General features: G+C 71.8%; 23 protein-coding genes and 3 pseudogenes. 15 read left to right on the forward strand and 11 right to left on the reverse strand.

Features of this window, described 5'->3' with window-relative positions; genetic code table 11:
* Nucleotides 1-42: 42 nt before the first annotated feature.
* From ACFV7Q_RS31235 to ACFV7Q_RS31245, 3 genes are read right to left on the reverse strand one after another with little or no spacing between them, the layout of a single operon-like run.
* On the reverse strand, nucleotides 43-1,611 hold the full coding sequence (locus ACFV7Q_RS31235; protein ID WP_385433550.1) for a PH domain-containing protein: 1,569 nt from the start codon (nucleotides 1,609-1,611) through the stop codon (nucleotides 43-45).
* Nucleotides 1,608-2,120 carry a PH domain-containing protein gene (locus tag ACFV7Q_RS31240; RefSeq protein ID WP_385433551.1) on the reverse strand — a complete coding sequence of 171 codons (513 nt, stop codon included), beginning with the start codon at nucleotides 2,118-2,120 and terminating at the stop codon, nucleotides 1,608-1,610. Before ACFV7Q_RS31240 ends, ACFV7Q_RS31235 begins: the two co-directional genes overlap by 4 nt.
* Before the next feature lie 42 nt (nucleotides 2,121-2,162).
* Entirely contained in the window at nucleotides 2,163-2,729 is a 567-nt protein-coding gene (locus ACFV7Q_RS31245; RefSeq protein ID WP_385433553.1) for a hypothetical protein, read from the reverse strand.
* A gap of 165 nt (nucleotides 2,730-2,894) precedes the next feature.
* On the opposite strand from ACFV7Q_RS31245, the gene ACFV7Q_RS31250 reads away from it, so the two are divergent.
* The 7 genes from ACFV7Q_RS31250 to ACFV7Q_RS31280 all read left to right on the forward strand — a co-directional run bounded on the left by ACFV7Q_RS31250 (nucleotide 2,895) and on the right by ACFV7Q_RS31280 (nucleotide 9,833).
* A complete protein-coding gene (locus ACFV7Q_RS31250; RefSeq protein ID WP_385433555.1) occupies nucleotides 2,895-4,172 on the forward strand; it encodes a histidine kinase in 1,278 nt (425 codons plus the stop codon).
* Nucleotides 4,165-4,800 carry a response regulator gene (locus ACFV7Q_RS31255; RefSeq protein ID WP_385433557.1) on the forward strand — a complete coding sequence of 212 codons (636 nt, stop codon included), beginning with the start codon at nucleotides 4,165-4,167 and terminating at the stop codon, nucleotides 4,798-4,800. Before ACFV7Q_RS31250 ends, ACFV7Q_RS31255 begins: the two co-directional genes overlap by 8 nt.
* 186 nt (nucleotides 4,801-4,986) lie before the next feature.
* Entirely contained in the window at nucleotides 4,987-7,395 is a 2,409-nt protein-coding gene (locus ACFV7Q_RS31260; RefSeq protein WP_385433560.1) for a nitrate- and nitrite sensing domain-containing protein, read from the forward strand.
* Nucleotides 7,392-7,802, forward strand: coding sequence for a roadblock/LC7 domain-containing protein (locus tag ACFV7Q_RS31265; protein ID WP_385433562.1), 411 nt, complete (start codon nucleotides 7,392-7,394; stop codon nucleotides 7,800-7,802). The genes ACFV7Q_RS31260 and ACFV7Q_RS31265 overlap by 4 nt, the downstream gene beginning before the upstream one ends.
* Nucleotides 7,802-8,308, forward strand: a complete 507-nt coding sequence (locus ACFV7Q_RS31270; RefSeq protein ID WP_385433564.1) for a DUF742 domain-containing protein — start codon at nucleotides 7,802-7,804, stop codon at nucleotides 8,306-8,308. Before ACFV7Q_RS31265 ends, ACFV7Q_RS31270 begins: the two co-directional genes overlap by 1 nt.
* A 25-nt stretch (nucleotides 8,309-8,333) precedes the next feature.
* Entirely contained in the window at nucleotides 8,334-8,915 is a 582-nt protein-coding gene (locus tag ACFV7Q_RS31275) for an ATP/GTP-binding protein (RefSeq protein ID WP_385433566.1), read from the forward strand.
* Nucleotides 8,916-9,101: 186 nt separating this feature from the next.
* Nucleotides 9,102-9,833: a hypothetical protein gene (locus ACFV7Q_RS31280; protein ID WP_385433568.1), complete on the forward strand. Its 732-nt coding sequence runs from the start codon at nucleotides 9,102-9,104 to the stop codon at nucleotides 9,831-9,833.
* A gap of 17 nt (nucleotides 9,834-9,850) precedes the next feature.
* Here the strand turns inward: ACFV7Q_RS31280 and ACFV7Q_RS31285 are convergent, their stop codons facing one another.
* The 5 genes from ACFV7Q_RS31285 to ACFV7Q_RS31305 all read right to left on the reverse strand — a co-directional run bounded on the left by ACFV7Q_RS31285 (nucleotide 9,851) and on the right by ACFV7Q_RS31305 (nucleotide 14,938).
* Nucleotides 9,851-10,300: a hypothetical protein gene (locus ACFV7Q_RS31285; RefSeq protein WP_385433570.1), complete on the reverse strand. Its 450-nt coding sequence runs from the start codon at nucleotides 10,298-10,300 to the stop codon at nucleotides 9,851-9,853.
* 119 nt (nucleotides 10,301-10,419) lie between these two features.
* Nucleotides 10,420-12,129 (reverse strand): cytochrome c oxidase subunit I, encoded by a 1,710-nt coding sequence (gene ctaD / locus ACFV7Q_RS31290; RefSeq protein ID WP_385433572.1) that lies wholly within the window; start codon nucleotides 12,127-12,129, stop codon nucleotides 10,420-10,422.
* Nucleotides 12,130-12,275: 146 nt separating this feature from the next.
* Nucleotides 12,276-13,589, reverse strand: coding sequence for a globin domain-containing protein (locus tag ACFV7Q_RS31295; RefSeq protein ID WP_385433574.1), 1,314 nt, complete (start codon nucleotides 13,587-13,589; stop codon nucleotides 12,276-12,278).
* A 112-nt stretch (nucleotides 13,590-13,701) separates the two neighbouring features.
* Nucleotides 13,702-14,376 carry a vitamin K epoxide reductase family protein gene (locus tag ACFV7Q_RS31300; RefSeq protein WP_385433576.1) on the reverse strand — a complete coding sequence of 225 codons (675 nt, stop codon included), beginning with the start codon at nucleotides 14,374-14,376 and terminating at the stop codon, nucleotides 13,702-13,704.
* Nucleotides 14,357-14,938: a hypothetical protein gene (locus tag ACFV7Q_RS31305; RefSeq protein WP_385433578.1), complete on the reverse strand. Its 582-nt coding sequence runs from the start codon at nucleotides 14,936-14,938 to the stop codon at nucleotides 14,357-14,359. The genes ACFV7Q_RS31300 and ACFV7Q_RS31305 overlap by 20 nt, the downstream gene beginning before the upstream one ends.
* A 273-nt stretch (nucleotides 14,939-15,211) precedes the next feature.
* On the opposite strand from ACFV7Q_RS31305, the pseudogene ACFV7Q_RS31310 reads away from it, so the two are divergent.
* A pseudogene (locus ACFV7Q_RS31310) lies at nucleotides 15,212-15,890 on the forward strand (M15 family metallopeptidase).
* Between the two features lie 109 nt (nucleotides 15,891-15,999).
* On the forward strand, nucleotides 16,000-16,899 hold the full coding sequence (locus tag ACFV7Q_RS31315; RefSeq protein ID WP_385433580.1) for an NAD-dependent epimerase/dehydratase family protein: 900 nt from the start codon (nucleotides 16,000-16,002) through the stop codon (nucleotides 16,897-16,899).
* Between the two features lie 105 nt (nucleotides 16,900-17,004).
* On the opposite strand, the gene ACFV7Q_RS31320 is transcribed toward ACFV7Q_RS31315, so the two are convergent.
* Nucleotides 17,005-17,607, reverse strand: a complete 603-nt coding sequence (locus ACFV7Q_RS31320; RefSeq protein WP_385433582.1) for an HAD family hydrolase — start codon at nucleotides 17,605-17,607, stop codon at nucleotides 17,005-17,007.
* Between the two features lie 12 nt (nucleotides 17,608-17,619).
* Nucleotides 17,620-18,852, reverse strand: a complete 1,233-nt coding sequence (locus tag ACFV7Q_RS31325) for an MFS transporter (RefSeq protein ID WP_385433583.1) — start codon at nucleotides 18,850-18,852, stop codon at nucleotides 17,620-17,622.
* 171 nt (nucleotides 18,853-19,023) lie between these two features.
* On the opposite strand from ACFV7Q_RS31325, the gene ACFV7Q_RS31330 reads away from it, so the two are divergent.
* The 3 genes from ACFV7Q_RS31330 to ACFV7Q_RS31340 all read left to right on the forward strand — a co-directional run bounded on the left by ACFV7Q_RS31330 (nucleotide 19,024) and on the right by ACFV7Q_RS31340 (nucleotide 21,425).
* Nucleotides 19,024-19,791 (forward strand): DeoR/GlpR family DNA-binding transcription regulator, encoded by a 768-nt coding sequence (locus ACFV7Q_RS31330; RefSeq protein ID WP_385433585.1) that lies wholly within the window; start codon nucleotides 19,024-19,026, stop codon nucleotides 19,789-19,791.
* Nucleotides 19,792-20,016: 225 nt separating this feature from the next.
* On the forward strand, nucleotides 20,017-20,661 hold the full coding sequence (locus ACFV7Q_RS31335; protein WP_385433587.1) for a CBS domain-containing protein: 645 nt from the start codon (nucleotides 20,017-20,019) through the stop codon (nucleotides 20,659-20,661).
* Between the two features lie 104 nt (nucleotides 20,662-20,765).
* On the forward strand, nucleotides 20,766-21,425 hold the full coding sequence (locus tag ACFV7Q_RS31340) for a CBS domain-containing protein (protein WP_385433589.1): 660 nt from the start codon (nucleotides 20,766-20,768) through the stop codon (nucleotides 21,423-21,425).
* 232 nt (nucleotides 21,426-21,657) lie between these two features.
* Here ACFV7Q_RS31340 and ACFV7Q_RS31345 read toward each other — a convergent pair whose 3' ends face one another.
* Nucleotides 21,658-22,101, reverse strand: coding sequence for a universal stress protein (locus tag ACFV7Q_RS31345; RefSeq protein ID WP_385433591.1), 444 nt, complete (start codon nucleotides 22,099-22,101; stop codon nucleotides 21,658-21,660).
* 477 nt (nucleotides 22,102-22,578) lie between these two features.
* On the opposite strand from ACFV7Q_RS31345, the pseudogene ACFV7Q_RS31350 reads away from it, so the two are divergent.
* From ACFV7Q_RS31350 to ACFV7Q_RS31360, 3 genes and pseudogenes are all read left to right on the forward strand, one after another.
* A pseudogene (locus ACFV7Q_RS31350) lies at nucleotides 22,579-22,914 on the forward strand (CBS domain-containing protein); the annotation flags it as partial.
* Between the two features lie 103 nt (nucleotides 22,915-23,017).
* The gene (locus tag ACFV7Q_RS31355) at nucleotides 23,018-23,200 is read left to right on the forward strand and encodes a BON domain-containing protein (protein WP_385433593.1); all 183 of its coding nucleotides are present in this window, start codon (nucleotides 23,018-23,020) and stop codon (nucleotides 23,198-23,200) included.
* Between the two features lie 143 nt (nucleotides 23,201-23,343).
* Nucleotides 23,344-24,183, forward strand: a pseudogene (locus ACFV7Q_RS31360) (universal stress protein); the annotation flags it as partial.
* Between the last annotated feature and the right edge of the window lie 404 nt (nucleotides 24,184-24,587).

Below are 24,587 nucleotides of genomic sequence, written 5' to 3' on the forward strand. Positions count from 1 at the left end.
GTCGTGTGCAGCGCTGCTCTCCGTACCGGCCGGCTCCGCCGCCTAGTGGGAACCGGTGGCGTGGCGGCGGCGTTGCTCGATGAACGGGGCGAGGAGGCCGGGCACCGCCTCTTCGGCGAAGGCCAGGCCCTCCGACACCGATACGTCGCGGACCTTGTAGACGCCCGTACCGGCGGCGGTGGCGGCCCCGAGGGTGAGCAGGCCGGCCCGCCGCTGGAAGTACGACCGGCTGATGGACCAGCCGATGATGCCGTCCCGCTGGAGGGCGACGGTGCGGCGGTTGAACGTGCCCGAACGGGTGACCAGGTAGCGGCCGTGCAAGCCGTGGCCGAGGCTGCGGTAGGCGTCGAAGGCGAAGGCCGCGCCGACGGCCAGCAGGACCAGAGCGGTGATCCAGCCGGTGTGGACGAGCACCGGCGTCAGCCACAGGCCGAAGCCGACGAACAGCGCGCCGACCAGGGCCGCGTACGTCAGGGCGCGGGTGAGCCTGCGCCGCAGGGCGGCCCGGGGGTGCGGTGCGAGCACCGCTTCGGCCGTCGGGGACGCGTCCTCGCCCAGGACGTCGGCGGCGATCCGCCGGGACAGGGCCAGGGGTACGGGCGGGGTGAGCCGGCTGCGGCTGCTGTTCTCGTCCTCGTCGCCGAGGCCGCTCGCGACGGCCTTCAGGCGGGCCCCGCCGGCCCACCGCAGCAGCAGCGGCTCGGCCACCTCGGCACCGCGCAGGCGCTGCTCCTCGATGCTGACGGAGCGGGTGATCAGCAGGCCGCGGCGGATGCGGAGCATGCCCGCCTCGGCACGCTCGAGGCGGTATGCGCCCCAGCCCTCTATGAAGGTGACCGTCGATCCGATGACGCCGATCAGGACGATGACCACGAGGGTCACGAGGAGGCCGAACCACAGGGGTACGGAGCCGAAGCGGTCCGTGAGGTCCTTGACGATGCCGAGTTCCAGCGGGTCGATCTTCATCTCGTGCAGCGTGCGGTAGGTGCTGGCGACGGCGATGAACACACCGCCGACGCCCCAGACCGTCAGCGGCGCGTACCGCAACCACGCCCAGTCCAGTTCGGCGATCGCGGCGTCGGCTTCGGTCTCGGCGGACGCCGGGCCGCGGCGGGCCTGCCGGAGTTCGATCAGCTGCCGGCTCAGCGCGGTGGCGTCGCGGACGCTGAGGCCGTCCAGGGACAGTCCACCGGCCTCGGAGCCGCCCTGCTCGCCGGTGCCGACCTTCAGGGAAGTGAGGCCGAAGACCCGGTGGAGCGGATTGGCGGTGAGGTCGACGCTGCGGATGCGGTCGACGGGCACCGAGCGCTGGCTACGGAAGAGCAGCCCCTTGTGGACCTCCACCCGGTCCTCGGTGACGCGGTACCGGGTGGTGATGAGCCGCATCAGGCTGATGCCCGCGATGACGAGGCAGGTGATGAAGAACGAGCCGATGGTGATGAGGGCCTGGAGGTTCGGCTCGCCGCCGGTGAGGACGGAAGTGGCACCGAACATGGCCACCGGTGCGGCCATCACGCTCAGGTTGACCAGGACCAGACGGGGGTTGAGCCGACCCCACGCGTCCTGCCCGGCGTCCTCGCCCGGGCGTCGTACCGAAGCGTCCCGCGTCATGTCGCGTCTCCCGGTACGGCCTGGGTGGATCGGGTCAGGTGCTCGACGAGCTCGGTGGCGACCTGGTGGTCGAGTCCATTGATCTTCACGGCGCCGGCGGAGGATGCGCTGGTCACGGTGATCCCGGAGAGCCCGAACATCTGCTGGAGCGGTCCGCGGAGCATGTCCACGGTCTGCACGCGGGACAGCGGGACCACCCGCCACCGCTGCCAGAGCCATCCGGAGGCGGCGTAGACGGCTTCGTCCGTCACCTCCCAGCGGTGCACCCGGTAGCGCCAGATCGGCATGGCGGCCATGTACAGCAGCCCCGGGACGAGCGTGCACAGGAACAGCCAGCCGAACACGGGCCGCGCCGGCGGGATGCAGAGGTAGAGCACACCGAAGACGAGCGGAAGCGGTAGGGCGAACAGGGACGACTGGAGGGTCCACCAGCCGATCGCCCGGCTCTCGACCCGGTTCCGAGGCGGCCGGAGCCTCAATTCATGGTTGTCTAGCACTGCTTCACCCATATTCCTGAACGATCACGAAACCCTCGGCGGACAACGGTCGGGTCAACGGTCAACCCACGTCTCACTGCTGTCGGTTCCCCCTTCCGTCCCGTCGGCGGTCGGCCCCGTCGCGGCCCGTACGGCGCGCAGCCGGGAGACCACGACGGCCGTCCGGGCCACCACCATCGACAGGGACATCACGGCGAGCGCACTCACGAGCACCTCGCTGCCGCTGAGCTGGTAGTCGGCGGTGAACCGGGTCATGCGCGCGCCGTACCAGTGCTCGCAGCCGTACGCGAAGAGGATCTGCAGGCCGGAGAGGACGACCCAGACCGCCACGTGGCCGATGCCGCCGGTGCTGCGGATGTCCCCCGCACGGTCCCGGTGGGCGGAGAGCGGGGAGGCCGCGACGAGCCCGCAGATGCCACCGACACCGATGGCGGCGAGGTGCAGCGAGGGGTCGTTGCCCGCCGTCGGGAAGGAGCGCACGCAGGCGCCGATGACGGCCACGGCCGCCACTGCGGGGCCGGCGATCCGCGCCGCGGTGATGCGCCGGTCGCCGGAATCTGCGGCGAGGATGACGACGAGGACCGTTCCGCAGATGATGACCGCCGTCGTGAACTGACCCACCTGACCGGACCTGACCTTTCTGCTCGCCCCCGACGTCCCTTGCCGCGGTTGTCCTTCCGCTGTCCAACGTAGGCGGGGCGGCCCGGCGGCAGGGACGACCGATCGGTGGGAACGGCTGTCAACCGGTCGACGGACAGCGGCATCACGCGTGGTAGGACTGGTGACGTGCACATACACATTCAGGAGGAGGCTCCCAGGTCCCCGCGGGAGACCGCGCAGTACGGCCCCGACTCGGGGAGCCGCTGGTTCGGCCTGTGGGACGGCTACTTCGCCATCTCCTACCTCGTCACCGTCATGCTGCTGTTCACGTCCGACGAGGACCAGGTGCACCGGGCGTTCGCGGTCGGCGCGCTCACCCTGATCGTGCCCTGGTACGCGGGTCTCGGCCGCAGGCACATGATCCTGCGGAAGAAGAGCCGGCGGAACACGGTCTTCTCCGCCGGACTGTTCCTGCTGTTCGCCTCCTCCAGCACGCTCGACCCCGGGGGTTCCTTCGCGCTGTTCGCGGTGGTCCCCATGCTCATGATGAGCCTGCCGATGCCGTCAGCGATCGTGCTGGTCGTCCTGGCCAACCTGTGGCCGGTGATCGTGGTGTGGCTGCGGGGCGGGCAGTTCGACCCCCACATCCTGTCGGTGCTGCCCATATCCCTGCTGGGCATCGCCCTGTCGGTCCTGCTCGGCCTGTGGATCACGCGGGTGGTACAGCAGAGCACCGACCGGGCCGTGCTCATCGACGAGTTGCGGCTCAGTCGGGAGCGCGAGGCCCGGCTGTCCCACCAGGCGGGCATCTCGGCCGAGCGGGAACGGCTGGCCCGGGAGATCCACGACACCTTGGCGCAGAGCCTGACGAGCATCATCAGTCTGGTGCAGGCGGCCGAATCGGAGGTGGTCGCCCATCCCGAGCGGGCCCGGTCCCGGCTCGGGCTGGCCGGCCGGGTCGCCCAGGACAGCCTGGCCGAGGCCCGCAACTTCGTCTCCGCGCTCACCCCGCCCGCCCTGCGGGAGAGTTCCCTCGTGCGGGCCGTACACCGGCAGGCCGACCTCCTCATGGAGGAGACGGGGCTGACCGTGCGGTGCACGGCCCGCGGTGAGGAGCAGCCGCTGCCGATGGCCGTCAGCGTGGTGCTGCTGCGCTCGGCGCAGGAGGCGTTCGCCAACGTACGGAAGCACGCGCGGGACGCCCGTAGGGTGGAGGTACTGGTGGCGTACGCACCGGACGCGGTACGGCTCGTGGTCCGCGATGACGGCGCGGGCTTCGACACGGACGCCGACCTCGCCGACGCGCAGGACGGTGAGCGGAACGGTTTCGGGCTGCGCGGGATGCGGGCCCGGGTGGAGGAGATCGGCGGAATGGCAGAGGTCAGCAGCAGCCCGGGGGCGGGCACGGTCATCGAGGTGACGGTTCCCCTGGGCCCGGCGGCGCAGGAGTCGGACGATGAGTGAGCGCGGGCCGATCGGAGTCCTGCTCGCCGACGACCACCCGGTGGTCCGGGAGGGCCTGTCCGCCATGCTGGAGCTGGACGAGGGCATCCGGGTCGTGGGGCAGGCCGGCTCCGGTGAGGAAGCGGTGCTGCAGGCCGCGCGGTTGCTGCCTGACATCGTCCTGCTCGACCTGCGGATGGGCGCGATGGACGGGGTGGCCGCGACCGGGCACATCTTGCGGGAGTCACCGCGGACCAAGGTGGTCATCGTGACCACGTACGAGGACGACGCGGACATCCTGCGCGCGGTGGAGGCCGGCGCGGCGGGCTACCTGCTCAAGGGCAGTTCCCGCGAGGAGCTCGTGCACGCGGTGAAGGCGGCGGCGCGCGGCGAGACGGTGCTGACGCCGTCGCTGGCCCCGAAGCTGTTCCGGGCCGCCCGGGTGCCCGAGGCGCCGGTGCTGTCCGAGCGGGAGCGCGAAGTGCTGCAACTGGTCCGACGGGGCCTGACCAATGCGGACATCGGGCGCCGTCTGTTCATCAGCGAGGCGACGGTGAAGACGCATCTGCTGCGCTCGTTCAAGAAGCTGTCGGTGTCCGACCGCACGGCGGCGGTCATCACGGCCCTAGAGCGGGGCCTGCTGTCCTGACCGGACACCGGCACATCGCGATCGGGTTCCGATCAGGACTCCGGTTGGCAACAAAAGCGCTGCTCATAGCACGTGTCGATAACGGATTCAACGTATCCGTTATCGACACGTGGCTGGTTATGATCAGCGCTCCCGACTGGCTGTCCCCGCACTCCCCTCCCCCTGCCCAGCCGCCCCCGAGGAACGATGTCCCCCACAGAACCCGAAGGCCCGGCAGCCCCCGTGACGCCCCGGCAGCGGCAGCCGCGGCGGCGGACGGTGCGGCTGCGCACCCTGCTGATCCTGCTGGCGGTGGCCCCCACCGTGGCCATGGGCACCCAGACCGTTCTGAACGCCGATCGGCTGCTGGCGCAATCGGCGCACCTGCGCTCCGACGTGGCGGCCAGTGAGCAGATCGGCATACCGCTGTACACGCTCCTGGTCGACCTCCAGGCCGAGCGCACGGCGACCGCCGCCCGGTGGGCGGGGACGGCCGGCTCCGATCAGGAGTTGCGGCAGAGGCGCCTGGCCACCGACCGCGCCGCGGCCGAGGTCCGCCGGGTGGCCGCCGAATCGACCGCGCACCTCGAGGACGTGACCCGGCGCCTCGGGGAGCTGGCCGGCTACCGCGAGCGCTCGGACGCCCGCACCGGAACCCCCGACCGCCTGCTCGGCCATTACACCGGGGCGATCAACGACATCATCCGCGTGTACCAGCAGGAGTTCAGCCACTCGGAGGACGCCGAACTCACGCAGGCGAGCCGGCCGGTGGTGTCGATGCTCTCGGCCTCCGAAATGGTGGCGCGCGAGGACGCGGCCCTGGCCCTGGCCGGCCCCTCCCGGGAGCTGAGCGCCACCGGCTTCGACCAGTTCACCAGTTCCGTCGGGGCCCAGCGCTACCTGTACGAGACCTGGGTCGAGCCGTACCTGCCCGAGCGGGACCGGCAGTTCTACGAGCGCATCGTCGCTTCCCCGGACTGGCAGACGAAGATCCGCATCGAGAACGCGATCATCCACGAGAACAAGGACACCGAGACCGGCATCAAGCTGCCCGCCGAGGTCAGCGGCTGGAGCGCGGCGCACAGCAACTTCTCGGTGCAGATGGCCACGCTCAACATCGACCGCGCGAAGGGCGTCCTCACGCTGGGCGAGGCGAAGGCCGACGCACTGCAGACCGAGGTCGCCTGGTTGGTCGGCGGAAGCGGCGCCGGCCTGCTGCTGGTCGTGACCGTCGTCGTGCTGACCACCCGTTCGGTGCTGCGAAGGCTGGACGGGCTGCACCGGCGCACCGTTGCCGTCGCCGAGCGGATCCTCCCGGACGTCGTGGCCCGGCTCGACAGCGGCCGGCCCGTGGACGAGTCCGCGCTGCCGACGGTGCGCGGGCAGCGGGACGAGGTCGGGCGGATCAACGACGCGTTCGCCCGGGTCGTCGCCGTGTCCGTGGACGGGCACCGGCAGCTCGCGGCGGAGCGCCACGGCTTCGGGGCGTTCGCCTCGGGCATCGCCTCGCGCACCGGGAACCTGGTGAGCCGCCAGCTCGCCCTCACCGAGGACATCCAGGACGGTTTCGGCCACGACGAGGCCCTGCTCGCCCAACTGATGCGCTCCGACCAGCTGACGGTCGGCATGCGCCGCCAGATCGAGAACCTGCTCATCCTGTCGGGCGGCGAGATCCCGGACCCGCACACCGAGCCCATGCGCATCGCGGACCTGCTGCGCGAAGCCGCCGCTGAGGTGGAGGACTTCCGGCGGATCGACCGGCAGGCACTGGACGAGGCCAGTGTGGAACCGCAGTTCATCAGCCAGGTCAGCCACCTGCTGGCGGAGCTGCTGGACAACGCCACCCGGTTCTCCCCGCCTCGCTCGAAGGTGGTCATCCGTGCCGAACTGGTCACGGACGGGCTGTCGGTGGAGATCGAGGACCGGGGGCCGCGCGTGGCTGGCTCCCGCTACGAGGAGATGAACCGGCGCCTGCACACGGCCCCGCCGTACGCCGTCCTCGCCGAGAACGCGCACCGGCTCGGCCTCTTCGTGGTCGGCCACCTGGCCGAGCAGCTCGGCGCCACGGTCACGCTGCGGCGCTCGGTGTACGGGGGCACGTCGGCGGTCGTGGTGCTGCCGGAGCTCCTCCTGGTTCCGGCCGCCGCTCCGGTGCCGGAACCGGAACCGGAGCCGACACCCGCCCCGGCACCCGCGCCCGCGTCGGCCGCCCCGGAGCCCGCCCGGGCCCCCGCTGCCGCCACCCCGGCACCCGCGCCCGCCCTCGTACCGGCACCGGCGCCAGCGCCCGTACCGGCGTCGGCGACCGGCCCGCGGGCGGCCGAGCCGGCACCGCTGCCCACCCCTTCCGGCCTGCCGAGCCGCCGTCCGCCCGAGCCGCAGGCCGCTCGGGGCGGCGCCGGTCCGAGCCCCGCCCTGCCGGGGCGCGACGCACGCCCCGCCCTCCCCGAGCGCGTCCCGCAGACCCACATGACGGAACAGCTGCGCGGGCCGCGGGCGCCGGAGACGGCCCCCGCCCCGGACCCGGCCACACCCGAAGAGGTGGCCGACGCCTGGGCGGACTACGAACACGGGACCCAGAAAGTGGAAGAAGAGCTCCGACAGGATCAGCCATGACGACGACACAGAACGACATGATCTACAGCGTCCTGGACAACAACTTGAGCAGGATCGCCGGCATCCAGGGTGCCGTGCTCCTGTCCAACGACGGGATCGGGCTGAGCGCCTACCTGCTCGACCGGGACCAGGCGGAGCGCATAGCCGCCGCCTGCTCCGGGGTCGCGTCCACCATGAAGGCGATATCCAGAGAGATCGACGGCGGCCGGGTGATCCGCCAGCTCGTCGAGATGGACGACCGCTACCTCTGCATCGTCGGGTGCGGGGAGGGCAGCACCCTCATCGTCGTGACCTCCCGCAAGGCGCGTCTGGGAGAGCTGGGGGGCGAGGCCGTACGGACCGCCCAGGCACTCGGTGAGTGGCTGGGCACCCCGGAGCGCACGCAGACGCAGCCTCCCGCGTCGTAATGCCGGACGAAGTGACGGACGGGGCACCGGACACGGCCGCGGACGGCGCACCGCACGGGGCGGCGGAAACGGCCGAGCCGGTGGAGACGGCCGAGGCGGCGGGAGCCGCCGCGCCGGACGAGCCCGCGGAACCCCGGGAGCCGCCGCGCCGGCGGCGGCCCCGGGGCCCCCGGCGGACGCGGCTGTACGCGCTCACCGACGGCCGTACGGCCGCCTCGTGCACCGTCCTCACCATGGACACCACGATCACGGCGGCGGTCACCGAGGACGCCTGGAGCGGGCTGCCCACCGAGTGGCGGGCCGTCCTCGCCATGTGCCCGGCGCCCAACGGGCGTGCGGTCGCCGAGATCGCGGCGCGCATGCACATCCGCCTCACTCCGATGACGATGCTCCTGGGCGAGCTCGCGGACCGCGGACTGATCCACCACCAGCCGCCCCTGGAGGGCGACGAGACCACCAATGTCCACCTGCTCATGAGAATCAGGGACAACCTTGCCCGCATATGACGACCCTGCTCGGCAGGCGGCCGCCATGAAGATCCTCGTCGCCGGGGGGTTCGGGGTCGGCAAGACCACCCTCGTCGAGACGATCTCCGAGATCGAGCCGCTGCGCACGGAGGAACGGCTCACGGCCGCGGGAGTGGGCGTCGACGACCTCGACGGCATCGAGTCCAAGGCGGTCACCACGGTGGCGATGGACTTCGGCCGGATCACGCTCACCGAGGCCGGGGTGGTGCTCTACCTGTTCGGCACGCCGGGCCAGGAGCGGTTCTGGTTCATGTGGGACGACCTGCTGAGCGGGGCGCTCGGCGCGATCGTCCTGGTCGACACCCGCCGCCTGGACCGCAGCTTCGCGGCCGTCGACTTCTTCGAGAGCCGCGGCCTGCCGTTCGTGGTCGGTGCCAACTGCTTCCACGGCGAACAGCCCTACACCGCCGAGGAGATCGCCGCGGCCCTCCACCTGCGCAACCCCGACACGCCCGTCCTGATGCTCGACGCCCGCGAACGCGACGACGTCCGCGGTGTCCTGCTCGCCCTGCTGGACCTGCTGATCGCCGCGGCCGGCGCGGCCCCCGGCCCCGACCTGCCGAAGACACCCGCGGCAGCGAGCTGAGCGACCTGCGGCCCCGTTCCGGAAGACCTGGAGGCCCCGGGAGCCGCCTTGGCCCCGAAGGCCCCGGGAGACCGGGCAGCCGTCACCTCACCGGGTCCCCCACGGGCGTGACGCCGGGTTCAGGGACTGAACCCGTGGGACCGTTGCATAGGCTCGCTCCGGCGCCCCTATGACCGAGGAGGACCCATGAACCCCGCCGGGGAAGGGCTACAGCAGTTGGACGCGGTCAGCGTCCTCAACGCGAAGACGACACTCGTCCAGCTCCTCGTCCGGGCGGGCGTCCACCCCGGTGACGCGGGGGAGCTGATCGGGCTCGTCGAGGCCGGTACGCTCGCGGTCGCGCACAGGCAGGTCGGCGGGCGTGGGGGAACCGCCCCGACCGGGAAGGGCGAGCTCTACGCGTCCGGCTGGCTCGACGGTGCCCGCGCCGTCGCCGACGAGCTGGGCGACATCGCGGAGCGGGCGCTGCGGGAGGCGGTCGGCGCCGGTGCGTCGGGGGACGGCCTGGACGCGCGTCCCCCCGCCGGCAGGATGGAGCTGGAGCGGGCGAAAGTGGCCGTGCTACCGCTGTACCTCTCGTACACCACGCTCTCGGACCTCGATCCCGAGGTCTCGGAGCAGGTGCTCACCGCCGTCCTCGGGACGATGAGCACCAGGGAGCGCACCGGGTACGCGGGACGGCTGACGCGGTTCGCCTCGATCCACCGCACACGTCTGGAACGGCTGTACGCGGAGTACGGACCCGGCAGTGCCATCGCGATCCACGGCCGCTACTCCCTCCTCCACTCCCCCACCAGCGTCGCCGTGCTGGAACGGCTGCTCACGGAGCCGGCGGCGCTGTGGGAGGAGTGGGATGCCGCCGAGTTGCCGCCGGCCTGGCTCGACGGGTTGACCACGGCCTGGGGTGCAACCGCCTGACCTTCGGAAACCGCCCGTCAGCGGCCGGCCAGGACCACTGCGGCCGCCGCGCCGGGGACGACGGTGATCCCGGCCAGGGCCCACGCGACCCGCAGGCGTCCTCGCCGGCCGTGCACCGCTCGCCGGCCGTGCACCGCCGTCCACAGCACGCAGCCCATTTCCGCCCAGCGCCGGACCTCCTCCCGCTGTTCCCGGTCGTGCTGGGCCCGGCCGTGGAGGGACAGGGCCGCCGAGGATGCGGCTCCCGCACCCACCACGGCGGCGACGAGCACCCAGGGCGCTGACGCCAGCAGCAGGGGAACGACGAGCGCCGCGGTTCCCCAGCCGGTCAGGCAGGCCGTGGCCCTCGTCCGGCGCGAGGCGGGGCGGTCGGCGCCCGCGCGCAGGTCCACGACCGCGGGGACGTACCAGACGCAGCCGGCCGCACAGAGGACCGCAATGCCGAGCGCCGGAACTGCATGGGACATGAGCACCTCTCGCTGGGTTCGGTGGGCTGACGCGATGCCGGACGCCGGACGCCCGCACGGACTGCCGGATCCGGCTCCGGTTCCGGCTCCGGCTCCGGTTACCGGCTCCGGCCGCCCGGTCAGTGGCGGGCCGGTTCGAGGGCGGCGATCTCCGGGTGGTGGAGGTCGAACGCCGGGGACTCGGACCTGATGCGCGGCAGGGAGGTGAAGTTGTGCCGCGGCGGCGGGCAGGACGTCGCCCACTCCAGCGAGCGGCCGTAGCCCCACGGGTCGTCGACCTCGATCTTCTTGCCGTACTTGGCGGTCTTCCACACGTTGTAGAAGAACGGCAGGAACGACAGCCCCAGCAGGAACGATCCTGCGGTGGAGAGGGTGTTCAGGGCGGTGAAGCCGTCGGCCGCGAGGTAGTCCGCGTACCGGCGCGGCATGCCCTCGGCGCCCAGCCAGTGCTGGACGAGGAAGGTGAGGTGGAAGCCCGCCGTCAGGGTCCAGAAGGTGATCTTGCCGAGGCGCTCGTCCAGCATCTTGCCCGTGAACTTCGGCCACCAGAAGTGGAAGCCGGCGAACATCGCGTACACGACGGTGCCGAAGACGGTGTAGTGGAAGTGCGCGACGACGAAGTACGAGTCGGAGAGGTGGAAGTCCATCGGGGGCGAGGCCAGGATGACGCCGGTCAACCCGCCGAAGACGAAGGTGACCAGGAAGCCGACCGTCCAGAGCATCGGGGTCTCGAAGGACAGCGAGCCCTTCCACATCGTGCCGATCCAGTTGAAGAACTTCACCCCGGTCGGGACCGCGATCAGGAAGGTCATGAAGGAGAAGAACGGCAGCAACACGCCGCCGGTGACGTACATGTGGTGCGCCCATACGGTCACGGACAGGCCGGCGATCGCGATCGTCGCCGCGATCAGGCCTATGTAGCCGAACATCGGCTTGCGCGAGAAGACCGGGACGACCTCGCTGACGATGCCGAAGAACGGCAGCGCGAGGATGTAGACCTCGGGGTGGCCGAAGAACCAGAACAAGTGCTGCCACAGCAGGGCCCCGCCGTTGGCGGCGTCGAAGACGTGGGAGCCGAACTTGCGGTCGCTTTCGAGGGCGAAGAGGGCCGCGGCCAGCACCGGGAAGACCATCAGCACCAGAAGCGCCGTGAGCAGCACGTTCCAGGTGAAGATCGGCATCCGGAACATCGTCATGCCCGGGGCCCTCATGCACAGGATCGTGGTGATGAAGTTGACGGCGCCCGCGATGGATCCGAAGCCGGACAGCGCCACGCCCATGATCCACATGTCGGCGCCGGGGCCCGGCGAGTGCACCGAGTCCGACAGCGGCGCGTAGAGGAACCAGCCGAAGTCGGCGGCACCGCCCGGGGTGAGGAAACCGAAGGCCGCGATGAGCGATCCGAAGAGGAAGAGCCAGAAGGAGAGCATGTTCAGCCGCGGGAACGCCACGTCCGGCGCGCCGATCTGCAGCGGCATGATCCAGTTGGCGAACCCGGTGAACAGCGGCATCGCGAACATCAGCAGCATGATCGAACCGTGCATGGTGAACGCCTGGTTGAACTGCTCGTTCGACATGATCTGCGTGCCCGGGCGCGCCAGCTCCGCTCGCATCATCAGCGCCATGACGCCGCCGATGATGAAGAACACGAACGCGCTCACGAGGTACATCGTGCCGATCCTCTTGTGGTCGGTGGTCGTCAGCCACTCCACCCACGAGGCCCGCTGCACCGGTCCGCCTCCGGCTGCTCCGGTTCTGGTTCCGGTCGTCACGCCCGGCGCGGTCTCCGGCTCCGCGCCCGCCGCCTGCTTCGTCCCTGTCACGTCCACCGGACGCTGCCCTCCCTGTAGCTGTACCCGACGCGAACCGGGAGGTGCCGCACACAAGGGGAACGGCACCCCCGGACGCCGCCCCATGATCCGCGCACGGGTAGGGGGTCCGGCAGGGCCGAACAGTCCCTCCGTGCCCTGCGTGATCAGGGCCGTACGGCCCCCTCCCAGTGCCGTACGGCACGCACCGGCACGGACCCCGCGAGCGGATGCTGGTCGAGGGGGACCGCGCCAGCACCGGTGACCGGGTCGTGGAGGATCCGCTCCGGCGGTACGGCCATGGCGGCCAGCTGCCTCACCGCGGCCGAGACCATGGCCGGCGGGCCGCTGACGTAGGCGAGGTGCCGGGACCAGTCGCCGCTCCGGGAGACCGCCTCCACCACCGGGGCGCAGTCGGTGCCGGCAGCGCCCTCCCCGATGACCGGGACCACGCGCAGCCACGGGCAGCGTTCCCGCAGCACCGTCAGGGCCTGCGTGTCGTACAGGTCGTCGAGTGTGCCGGCTCCGAGGAAGAGGTGGGTCCGGCGCGGCCGGGGCCCGCGCTCCAGCTCCTCCAACAACGCCTTGGCGGTGGCCCAGCCGGTGCCCGCCGCCACCACCAGCACGTCCCGGCCGGAAGCGGCGTCCACGGTCATCGCGCCCCGGGCCGGACCGACCCGCAGGGGATCACCGGTGCCGGTGCGCGTCACGAGCGCCTCGACCACGTCGTCGCTGCCGTCGCTGCGGACGTGGAACTCCAGCTCGCCGTCGGGGCGCGGCGCAGAGGCCATGGAGTAGGGCCGCCAGGCGTGCGGCAGGAGCGGTGTCTGGAGATGGGCGTACTGCCCGGCCCGGTAGGGGTACGGCTCGGCGGTGCGCACGCGGACCACGGCGAGGTCCGGCCCGCACAGCCGGTGGCCGGTCACCACGGCGTTCCAGTAGGGCGGTTCCGCCAGCGCCCGTTCGGCCCCGGCCACCATGGCCGCGACGGCGAGCCGCAGCATCCGCAGCCAGGCCTGCTCCAGCTCGTCGCTCCATCCCGCGCCCGCGCACCCTCGCAGCGCCTCGACGAGGGCCGCCTCGAACACTTCGTAGTGCACCGGCCGCACGCCCAGCTTGCGGTGGTCGCGGCCCAGCCGGGCACAGAAGGCGGCCAGCTCCTCCGGCTGGTGCAGGTTGTCGATGAGGTGCCGCAGCGCCTGCTCCAGGTGGGTGCGCTGGAACGCCATCGAGTCGGGGAACAGGCCGCGGAGGTAGGGGTGGTGTTCGAACATGGCGTCGTAGAGACGGTCGATGAGCTCCCCGCAGGGGCTCACCAGCGGCAGGTTCGAGGTGATCAGCCGCTGGTCCGCGGCGCCGTCGTAGGAGTCCGGGTCCGGACGGGCCGCGGCCGGCTGCCGGGTCGGGGCCATCAGCTGCCGCCGCAGCCGCATGGCGTCCTGTCGCGCGAGGAGCGCGTGGTAGGTGTCGTACTGGTTCACGTCGTGTGCTTCTTCCGGTTGTGCTCGCCTCCTTGCCTCCGCGGTTTCCCGGGTGGGGGCCGGCAGGCCCTCACCGGGCACCCTCCGTGCGTCGCAGACGACCGGGATAACGTCACAGCAGCGTCTCCCAGTACGCCTGGAAGCGGGTGGCGATGAGCAGCACGACGACCCCGTACCAGGTGGCCGGCACGACCCAGTGGAACTCCTGCACGCCGCTGACCAGCGCGCGGGGGGCGCGGATGACGCCGTGCCGGAGGTTGTGCACCGTGGTGTACCAGAACATGGCGATGGTGGCCGCCCACGCCAGGCAGCACCACAGGCACAGCGCCCCGATCCCGTACAGGGCCTGCCCCATCAGCCACATGCAGAAGCCCGCGCCCAGGAGGGTCCCGAGATTGAGTCCGGCCCAGAACCACCGGCGGTAGGCGGCACCCGCGAGCAGGCCGGACCCGATCGCGACGACCACCGCGTAGGCGACGAGGCCGAGCAGCGGATTGGGGAAGCCGAACACGGACGCCTGCCCGCTGCGCATCACGTCGGCGCAGGACAGCACCGGGCTGAGGTTGCACGAGGGGACGAAGTCCGGATCCCGGAGCAGCTCGAACTTGTCGAGGGTGATCACGAACGAGGCGAGGACCCCGGCCGCACCGGTGATGACCAGGAGCCAGGCGAGGGCGCGCCCCGCACCGATCGGACCGGGCCGGACGGCGACGGCTCCGCCGGCGCTGCCGCGCACGTCGGCCCCTTGGTCATGCGGGGTGTCGGACTCATGCAGGGCGTCGGACATCGTCGCCCTCCTGCCGCGCCGGTGTGCCGAGGGGGGCGGGCCCCGCCGCGGACAGGTGCCGGGAGGAAGCCCGGGTCCGGGTCCCGGCCGAGGTCCGGGACCGGGCCCGGCTCGCCCCCTCGGGCCACATGACTTCCACGGGAACGCCGCGTGCCCTGGCATAGGCCACCAGGTGCGCGGTGGCGTCCCTCCCGTCGGACGGCGAACCGTCCCACACGGCGAGCAGCCGACGGCTGGTCCGGATCATCTCCTCGTCGGCGCCGATGCAGGCGGCCCGGTCGTCGGGATCGAACTCCAGCAGGGCCGCCCGGTCGGCGAGCGCGAGCAGCTCGCCGGCCGCTGCCCGGTCGCGCTGCGGCAGCGGGGCGGGCGCCGCCCCCTCGGCCGCGAGCAGTACCGCCAGCCGCCGGCCCGACGTACGCACGGCCCGTCCGACCACCACCGGCAGCCCGGCACCCGCGCGGACCGCCACGGTGGCGTTCCCCGCCCGGCGCTCCAGGCGCGCCCGCACCTCGGCCCCCACCAGTTCGAGCGTGTCCGGGGGCAGATCGGCATGGCCCACCGCCGCGATCATCCGCCCGCTCGCTTCCCCGCCATCCGGCGCCCTCCACTCGTCCCGTGTGCGCACGGTCCGCTCCGCCGTCGCCGACGGGCGTACCCGGATCACGAGTGAACACGCGCCGCGCTCGCCCCAGAAGGGCCCGAACGTCCCCCGGGCCGTTCCCCCGGGGGCCGAACGTCCTTCGGGCCGGGCCGCCCAACGGCGGCCGGTGGCACCACGCCCGTCGGCTCCGACGCGGGGTTCCGTTGCGTCGCCGCGGGCAGTGATGCGTCCATGAACGAGATCGTCTTGATGTCGGACCCGCGGGTCGCCGCCGTACCGGTCCGGGAGTGCGGGGAAGCGCTCGCCGACGTGCGCTCCGAAGGCCACCTGCTGCTCGACCCCCGCAAAGCGGACGGGGCAGGAGCGTTCTGCCGCGTCCGCCGAGGCGTCCTGGACCGGCTGGTCCACGCTCAGACCCTGCTGCCCCACGGGCTGCGGCTGCTCTTCGTGGAGGGCTACCGGCCCCTGCCACTCCAGCGCCGCTACTTCGAGGAGCACGCCGACGCCCTGCGCGCCGCCCACCCCGACCTGGCTCCCGCCGCAGTGCACGCGGCGGCAAGCCGTTACGTCTCGCCTCCCGACATCGCGCCGCACAGCGCCGGAGCAGCCGTGGACGTGACCCTCGCCGACGCCGAAGGCCGTGAACTCGACCTCGGCACGCGGAATGATCGCCGGCCCCGAGGAAAGCAACGGCGGCTGCTACACGCACGCCGCCGGCATCGGCGAGTCCGGGCCTGCCCACCGGGCCGTGCTGTCCGCCGCGCTGAGCCGGGCCGGTCTCGTCAACTACCCGACGGAATGGTGACACTGGTCCTACGGCGACCGCTACTGGGCCCTCACCAAGGGAGCCGCGCACGCGGTCTACGGTCCCCGGGAACCGGTCTTCGGGCATTCGGAGCGATCGAGGTGATGCGGATCACGTCGGGCCGGGCCGGCAGGGTGTCACACGGGGGGCGCGCCGTTTGTCTCCTGGTCATACGCACGAGGCCGAAAGGCCCACCCCCTCCAGGAGGCTGACGATGAGGGTCCTACTGGCCGGCGCGACCGGCGCCATCGGCCGTCCGCTGACCCGTGCCCTGCTCCGTGACGGGCACCAGGTGCTGGCGCTCGCCCGGTCGGACGGCGCGACCGCGACCGTGCGGGGCCTCGGCGCCGAACCCGTGCGGGCGGACGCCTTGGACCGGGACGGTCTGCTGCGCGCCCTCGACGGCCGCTCGGCCGACGCGGTGATCCACCAGCTGACCGCGCTCAAGGCGCCCAAGCGCACGCTGACCGCCGACGATCCCAGCAACGTGCTGCGCGAGCGCGGCACGGCGAACCTGCTGGAGGCCGCAGGCGTCCTCGGAGCCGGCAGGTTCCTCACCCAGTCCCTCGTCCTCGGCTACGGATACCGCGACCACGGCGACCGGTTCCTCACCGAGGAGGACCCGTTCGGCGTCCGCGGCGGCACCGTCGCCGACCACGTGACCACCAGGCTGATGGAGGCCGAGGGGCAGCTGTTCGCCGCCGGGCACGTGGCCGGCACCGCACTGCGGTACGGGGTGTTCTACGGTCCGGGAACCTGGTTCGACCCCACCCCGGGAAGCCGGTCCGTCCCCGTCCCCGCGGGCGGCGGCGGAGTGGTGCCGTGGATCCACGTCGGGGACGCCGCCGAGGCCACCGTCTCGGCCATGGAGCGCGGCGGGGCGGGCGAGGCGTACAACATCGTCGACGACCGGCCGTCCCACTGGGGCGAGCTCGCCGCAGCGCGCGGCGGACGCCCGGTCCGGCTTCCGGGATGGGCGCTGCGCCTGGCGGTCCCGTACCTCGGCGCGCTCATGCTGGACACCCGGCTCCGGGTCTCGCACGCGAAGGCCACCCGGGAGCTCGGCTGGAGCCCGCGCTACGGATGCCACCGGGCGGGCATGGGCGCCGCGTGACGTCCGGCCGCGGCCCCGGTCAGCCGTCGGCGGCCCGCAGCCGGGTGCGGATGCCGCGGGCGGCGGGGCGCCGGGACTCCACCGGATGACCGTCCCGGACACCCATCACGGCGACAGCGCCTCCAGGACGGTCATGAGTTCGTCGTGGGACGTGAACACATGTCCCTGCAGGCCGAGTTCACGCGCCGCCCGGACGTTTTCGGCCCGGTCGTCGACGAACAGGACCTGCTCCACGGGCAGTTCGAGTTCGCGAACGCACCACTGGTACGCGGCCGGTTCGGGCTTCGCGCTGCCTATCCGGCAGGACAGGCCGAGGACCGCGAACCGCTCCAGCCACGGCTGGGTGGCCTCGTACCGGGCGGCGAGCTCCTCGGGGATGTTGGAGAGGAGCCCGAGGACGACTCCCCGGTCGGCGAGCAGGTGGAGCAGGTCCACGCTGCGTTGGTCGACCTCGCTCCAGCTGGCGAGGTCGGCGGCGACCAACTCCTCGGTCAGGCGGTCGTCGAGCGGGATGCCCAACTGCGCGCAGACCCCTTTCCAATAGCCGGGTCCGGTGGTGTCACCACGGTCGTAGGGGGCGCGCCGCGACCAGTACGCCTCCCAGAACCGGTGGGGGTCACCGCCGGCCGTGCGTTCCAGCACGGCCCGGGACTCGGGCGACTGGACCCGTGCGATGACACCGAACAGGTCGAAGAGGACGGCTTTCATCCTTGGGGTTCCTCACGTTCCTCGAGTGGCGACCGCGTCCGTCCGCCCCGTCCCGCTGCGGGCGGCGACCCCGCCGCGGTCGGGCGCGTTCCTGCGCAGCCACAGGCTGAGGGCGGTGCAGACGACGGCGAGCGCGAACAGCACCAGGGGTGCCGTCTTCACGTCCACGGTGTCGATCAACGCGCCGAGCAGCGGGGGAAAGGCCACTCCGCCGATCATCGACGCGGCGATCACGTAGGCGCCGGCCGCGGCGACGCCGGGCACGGCCCGGTTCAGCCAGGGCAGGCAGGTCGGGAAGATGGGCGCGATCATGAGACCGACGCCGAAGTACGCGTACGGGGCCAGCGCGGGGACGGTGGCCAGGAGCAGGAAGCCGGCCATGCCGGCGCAGCACACGGTCAGGATCGACGGTGCGGACCAGCGAAGGCTGAGCGGGGCGACGACGAACCGGCCGATGGTCATGGCGGCCCAGTAGGCGGAGGTCGCGGTCGCTGCGGTGGCGGCTCCGTAGCCGACGGCTTCGAGGTGGGTGGGCTCCCAGCCGCCGACGCCCGTCTCGATGGCCACGTGCAGCACGTAGATGCCGATGAACACGGCGATGACCGGCAGCACCCGGGCCCCGCCCGCCGGGGCGCTCCCCGCCGGGGCCGGCTCGGGCTCCCGGGCCGCCACACCACCCAGGGTGACCATGAGGAGAAGGCTGATCACGCCGATGCCGACGAAGACCTCCGGGTAGTCCTCCGCTCCCAGCCAGCCGATCAGGGCCGGGCCCGCGATGGCCCCGACGCCGAAGTGCCCGTTGAGCAGGTTGAGCATGGCGGGGCTGCGGTTGCCGAAACCGATGGCGAAGAGCTGGTTGAGGCCGTAGTCGATCCCGCCGAACCCCAGGCCGGTGACGAAGGTGCCGACGAGGGCCAGGATCCAGCTCGGCGAGAACGCGAAGGCCACCGCACCCGCGGCCATCAGCACGTAGGAGCCGCCCAGCAGCACCCGGTCGTTCAGCCGGCCCCGCATTACGTGGTAGACCAGCACCCCCAGCAGCGCACCGATGAAGTGGGCGCTGAGGCTGAACCCCGCAACGGCGGGGCTGATGCCGTACTCCTCCCGCAGGGCGGGAATCGCCGGTCCGTAGAGCGCCTGCAGGGCCCCGATCACGACGAAGGCCACGCACGAGGCGACGAGCGCGACCGTCGTGAGGAGCGGCTGCTGTGGCTCCGGGAGGTCGGCCCGACTGCTGGCTGACATCGCCCCTCCTCCTCATTCATTTGCCGTACGAACATTTCTGATGTTCGTCACGGCGGGAAGTTCACACCGTTCCGCTCAGATTACTCACGCAGACTGTTCATTTCAACAGATCCAATGTGTGAAACGCTCACCGCGACCCTGGCGGGCCACCGTCTGTGCTAAAGCAGACACATGAACGTGATGGAGAGGCACAAGTTCGTCGTGGGCATGCTCATGCAGCAGAACCGCGCGACGGTGGCCGAGTTGGCCCGAGCGACCGGGGCGTCCGAGATGACCATCCGCCGGGACCTGGAGGTGCTGGAATCCCGGGGCGCCCTGCGCCGGGTACGCGGCGGCGCCGTGAGCAGTCTGCCCGGCGGCGTCGAGCCGCCCTACGCGATCCGCGCCATGTCGGGGACCCGGGCCAAGGAGCGGCTGGCACGCACCGTCGTCGGACTGTTGACCGACGGCGAGACCGTGGCCCTGGACACCGGCACCACCGCCGTGGCCGTCGCCAACGCGATGGGCGACCGCCAGTTCACCGTCACCCCCCTCTCCCTGCACGCAGCCTTCGCCCTGTCCGCACGCCCCGGCATCCGCCTGGTGATGCCGGGCGGCCAAGTGCGCCCGGAGGAGCTCTCGTTCTACGGCCACACCCCCGTCCAGACCCTCGGGGACCTGTGCTTCGACACGTTCGTCCTGGGCTGCTGCGGCGTCGACCCGGTACAGGGCGCCACCGCCTACGACCTCGACGACGTCCAGGTGAAGCGGGCCGCCGTCGCCGCGGCCCAGCGGGTGGTCCTCGTCGCGACCGCCGACAAGCTCGGCCGTGCGGCGCTGGGGCGGATCTGCTCGATGGAGGAGGTCGCGCTCGTCGTCACGGATGCCCCCGCCGACCACTCCGTGGTCAAGGAACTGCAGGACCAGGGCGTCGAGGTGATGCACCCGTCGGACGACTGACCCGGCACCTCGTCCTTCAGCAGAGCCGGCGCTTCCTGGGGCATGAGTGCACGATGCCGGCCGCACCGCTCCAACCCCGGGCCACTCGGACCCTCCGCCCCGGCCCACAAGACCCTGCGCACGCACGTGCCCAGGGTGCTCAGATGGAAGAAGGGTCCGCCCCCACCTGCACGCACCCCGGGGCGGCGGCAGGATCCATGACCGAACAGGGCGAAGGAGCCGGTCATGCCCGCAACTCGCTACACCGTCAGTGACGTCATGACGCACACCGCCGTCGCCATAGGCCGCGAGGCGTCCTACAAGGAGATCGTCGAACTGATGCACGAATGGAAGGTGAGTGCGGTCCCCGTCCTGGAAGGTGAGGGCCGCGTCGTCGGAGTCGTCTCCGAGGCCGACCTGCTGCCCAAGGAGGAGTTCCGCCGTGAGGAGCCCCGCCTGCCGGACCAGCTGGAGGAAGCGTCCAAGGCCGGTGGCGTACTCGCCGAGGACCTGATGTCGAGCCCGGCGGTCACCGTCCACCCGGACGCGACCCTTGCCGAAGCGGCCCGCATCATGGCCCGCAAACACGTCAAGCGCCTGCCGGTGGTGAACGACGTCGGCATGCTGGAGGGCGTCGTCAGCCGCAGCGACCTGCTGAAAGTGTTCCTGCGGCCGGACGAGGAGCTGGAGGAGGAGGTTCACCGGGCCGTGCTGCACGAGCTCGCGCCGGGCGTGCCCCTGGACTTCTCCGTCCAGGACGGTGTCGTCACCCTCCGGGGACCACTGCACGACCGCGCCCTGGTCCCCCTCCTGGCCCGCGCCATCCGCGCCGTCGAGGGGGTCGTCGACGTCCGGATGGAACTCGACGGGGCGCTCCCAGCCTCTGAGTAGGCCCGCGCAGGCGCTGCGCCCGCGCGGGCCGCTGTTCCAGCGGTCCTCCGGTCCTCCGGTCCTCCGGTCCGAGGATGCGACCGCAACAGCGGAAGGAGAAAACGGTGAGACACAGGGAAGTGGGCGAGCTGATGACCCGCGAGGTCGTCACGGTCCCCCGGCACGCCACCTTCAAGGACATCGTTCGCACGCTCAGCGAACACGAGGTTTCTGCGGTAGCCGTCATTGACGGCGCCCGACACCCGCTCGGCGTGATCTCCGAAGGCGATCTGTTGCCGAAGTCCGCCGACCAAGGGGATTGGTTCCGCTCGCTGCCGCGTCCCGAACCCTGGGAACGCGACAAGGCCGCGAGCACGACGGCGGAGGAGCTCATGTCGGCGCCGGCGGTCTGCGCACGGCCGGATTGGACCGTGGCGGAGGCCGCCCGGTTGATGGAGAGCCAGCGCGTCAAGCGGCTGCTGGTCGTCGATGACTCGGACGTCCTCGTCGGCGTCGTCACCCGTGGCGACTTGCTGCGGATCTTCCTGCGCGACGACGACGCCATCCGGCACGAGATCACCGGGGAGGTCCTCGACCGAACCCTGCACGTGGACCCCTCGGCCGTATCCGTCGACGTGATGGACGGAGAGGTGACGCTGCACGGTGTGGTGCGCTTCCGGAGCCTCATCCCCGTCGTGGAGCGGCTGTGCCGCACCGTCGACGGCGTCGTCCGGGTCACGGAGCAGCTCGCGTGGGAGACGGACGACACCCGTACGGGTCACTGAGCCGGCCGGGTGTTTCGTCCGTCCTCGTCCCGCACCGCGACCGTCATCCGGCCACCGAGTGCGTCCGGCAGGCGGTGCAGGGTCGGGGCAGCCGGTTGTGGCCGCGGTGGACAGCAGCGCGTCCACGACGTCCTCAGGAGCCTGCGTCGCCAGCCGAGTGGTCCGCTCGTGACCAAGCGGTCACGTCACTCCGTGCGGGCCGGCCAGGGAGGTACTGCGGCGCCGGCACGGCTCACGCCATGTCCTGTCGGACGATGACCACCGGGCACGACGCGTGGAGCGCCACCTGCTGGCTCACCGAACCGAGGAGGGCCCGGCGGAAACTGCCGCGTCCATGACTACCCACGACCAGCATGTCGGCCCCCTTGGCCGCCTCCACCAAAACCTCGGCCGGGTGCCCGTGCACCAGCCGCTCGTGCACCAGGGACGCCCCCTCATCGCCGAGTACGGTGCGGACCTCCTCGACCAGCCGCCGCTCGGCCTCCTCCTCGTCGAACGTCGCGTCCACTGCCGGAGCCGACCACGACGCCTCACCGGGGAGCTCCCAGGCCGTCACCGCCTCCACCCTTCCGCTGACGAGGCCGGCGTACCGTACCGCCCAGCCCAGTGCGGCCTGGGACGAGGGCGATCCGTCGACGCCCACCACGATCCGCGGCGTCTCGTGCTGCGTGTCCATGCCCTTCACCCCTTCCCTTCCGACCTAGCTCCAGCGTGTGCGAGGCGGGTGGTCACCGCCACGCGAGAAGCCCGGCAGGACGCCCTGGTCCGCTGGGATGGGCCGGACGGTCCCGGTGTGTGCACCGCGCGGCCCTCCCACCGCCCGTGGCCGCCGGCGCAGGGTGAAGTCACGTGGGAGGAGGCACACCATGAGCACGATGCACAGCAGCCGCGAAGAGAGGGCTCCGGAGGCCGGCGAAGCCCTGCTCGCCCACTCCCGCCAGGTCCCGTTGCCGGCCGGCACCCGCATCTAAAAGGAGCACCAGCGGGCCGAGAAGTCCCCCCGGTCACGAAGGCACGGTCATCACCGACCGGCTCGACTCCGCCCGCACCCGGCTCCTCGACCGGTTCGCCCCATACGGCAGCGGAACCCCGCTGGCCTACGCACGCTGAGGACCCCGCCATGACCTCCACCCCGTACACCGTCGCCGACGTCATGACCACCAGGGTCATCGCCGTCACCCCCGACACCGGCTTCAAGGACATCGCCTCCGCGATCGAGCGGTGGAAGGTGACCGCCCTCCCCGTCATCGAAGGCGAAGGCCGCGTCGTCGGCGTGGTCTCCGAAGCCGACCTCCTGCCCAAGGAGGAGTTCCACGAGCACCGCCCCGGCCTGATCGAGCAGATGCGCCGCCTCGGCGACACCGCCAAAGCCGGCTCCACCCGCGCCGGCGACCTCATGACCACCCCCGCGATCACGATCCGCCCCGACGCCACCCTCCCCCGGGCCGCCCGCCTCATGGCCGACCGGCACATCAAGCGCCTCCCGGTCGTCGACGCCGACGGCACCCTCAAGGGCATCATCAGCCGCGCCGACCTCCTGAAGGTCTTCCTCCCGCACCGACGAGGAGCTGACGACCGAAATCCGCCGGACCGTGGTCGAGCGCCTGTTCCCGCTCTCCCACGAAGCCGTGACGGTGACGGTGTCCCACGGCATCGCCACCCTGACCGGCCGGGTGCGGGACCGGGACCTGATCCCTCTGGCCGAACGCCTCGCGCACTCGGTCGAAGGCATCGTCGACGTCCACTGCCGGCTCCGGACACCCACCGCCGCATGACCCTCGGCCGGGTCGGTCCTTTCGGTCCGGGTCCGGCCCGGTCGGCCCTGTGCGCCGGGCCGGCGCCGCAGGAAGCTGGACGGGGAATCTACCGGCCATGCACGGGCCCCACGAGGAGGCATGTCATGACGGCCCAGGTCACAGTGGGCGTGGACGGCTCACCTGAGAGTCTCGCCGCAGTTGCGTGGGGGGCGCGTGAGGCGACCCTCCGGGATGTGCCGCTGCAGCTGCTGCACGTGGAGGAATGGACGGCTTCCAGGGACCAGCGGTTCTCTGCTCCGCCGGACGACCGGTCCGAAACGCTTCTGCGGGACGCCGCCGAGCGGGCACGCCGGGACCACGTGCCCCTGGAGGTGACCACACGCTGCGTCCGGGGTCGCGCCGCAGAGGTCCTGGGCGAAGCCGCGGACGACGCCGAACTGATGGTGCTGGGCTCCCGAGGGCTCGGCGGCATCAGCGGATTCCTGGTCGGTTCGGTGTCGTTGGCCGTCGTCGGCACGGCACGGCACCCGGTCGTCCTGGTACGGGCGCCCGCGGACGACACGGCTCAGCCGTCGAACAGCGGGATCGTCGCCGGTGTCGACCTGGCCCACCACAGCGACCGGCTCCTCGGATTCGCCTTCACCGAAGCCGCACGCCGGGGCTGTGCGCTGCGCATCCAGCACTACTGGAGCCCGCCCCCCGTCTACGTGTACGCCGGCGTCATGGACCCGCACATCGGCGACGAGCTCGGACAGCACGCGGCACGGACCCTGAGGGAACTTCTCCGACCTTGGCAGAAGACCTACTCCGGAGTCCACGTCACCCATGAGGTGGTCACCGGCGCTGCCGGTGCCCGACTCGTGGACGCGGCGAAGGGAGCGGCACTGCTGGTCGTCGGCCGACGCACCCGGAAGGTGCCGTTCGGCCCGTACATCGGTCACGTCGCGCACGCGGCGATTCACCACAGCCCGGCCCCGGTCGCGTTGGTCCCCCTGGGCTGACCGGGGACCAGGGTCGCCGGTTGGTCGTGGAGCCGCCTGCAAAACCGTCACCGCACCGAATGCGGGCGGCCATCCAGCTCGACGCACCCGCAGGTCAGCGCACTCGACCTCGCGGCTTCAGATGGGTCGGCGACAGGTCCGGGGCCGGAATTTCCGCAGGTCAGAGCGCTGCGAGTCCCTCAAAGCCAGCAAAAGTCAGCATCCGCACGCCTCTACCACGGGCTGGACCACAAGGATTCGTTCCTCGCGAAACCGGATTTCCGCGTCCGGCAGGGACACCTCCCCAGGCCCCTCGGCCGTCGCGGGGCCGCCGGCCGGTTTTGCCGCGGCCCCGCCCGGGCGGCGGGGTCAGGGCGGGTGGCCGGGACAGTGTCGTATAAAAAAATGAAGCAGGCCACGATTTA

Source organism: Streptomyces sp. NPDC059851, assembly GCF_042732005.1.
Lineage (GTDB): Bacteria > Actinomycetota > Actinomycetes > Streptomycetales > Streptomycetaceae > Streptomyces.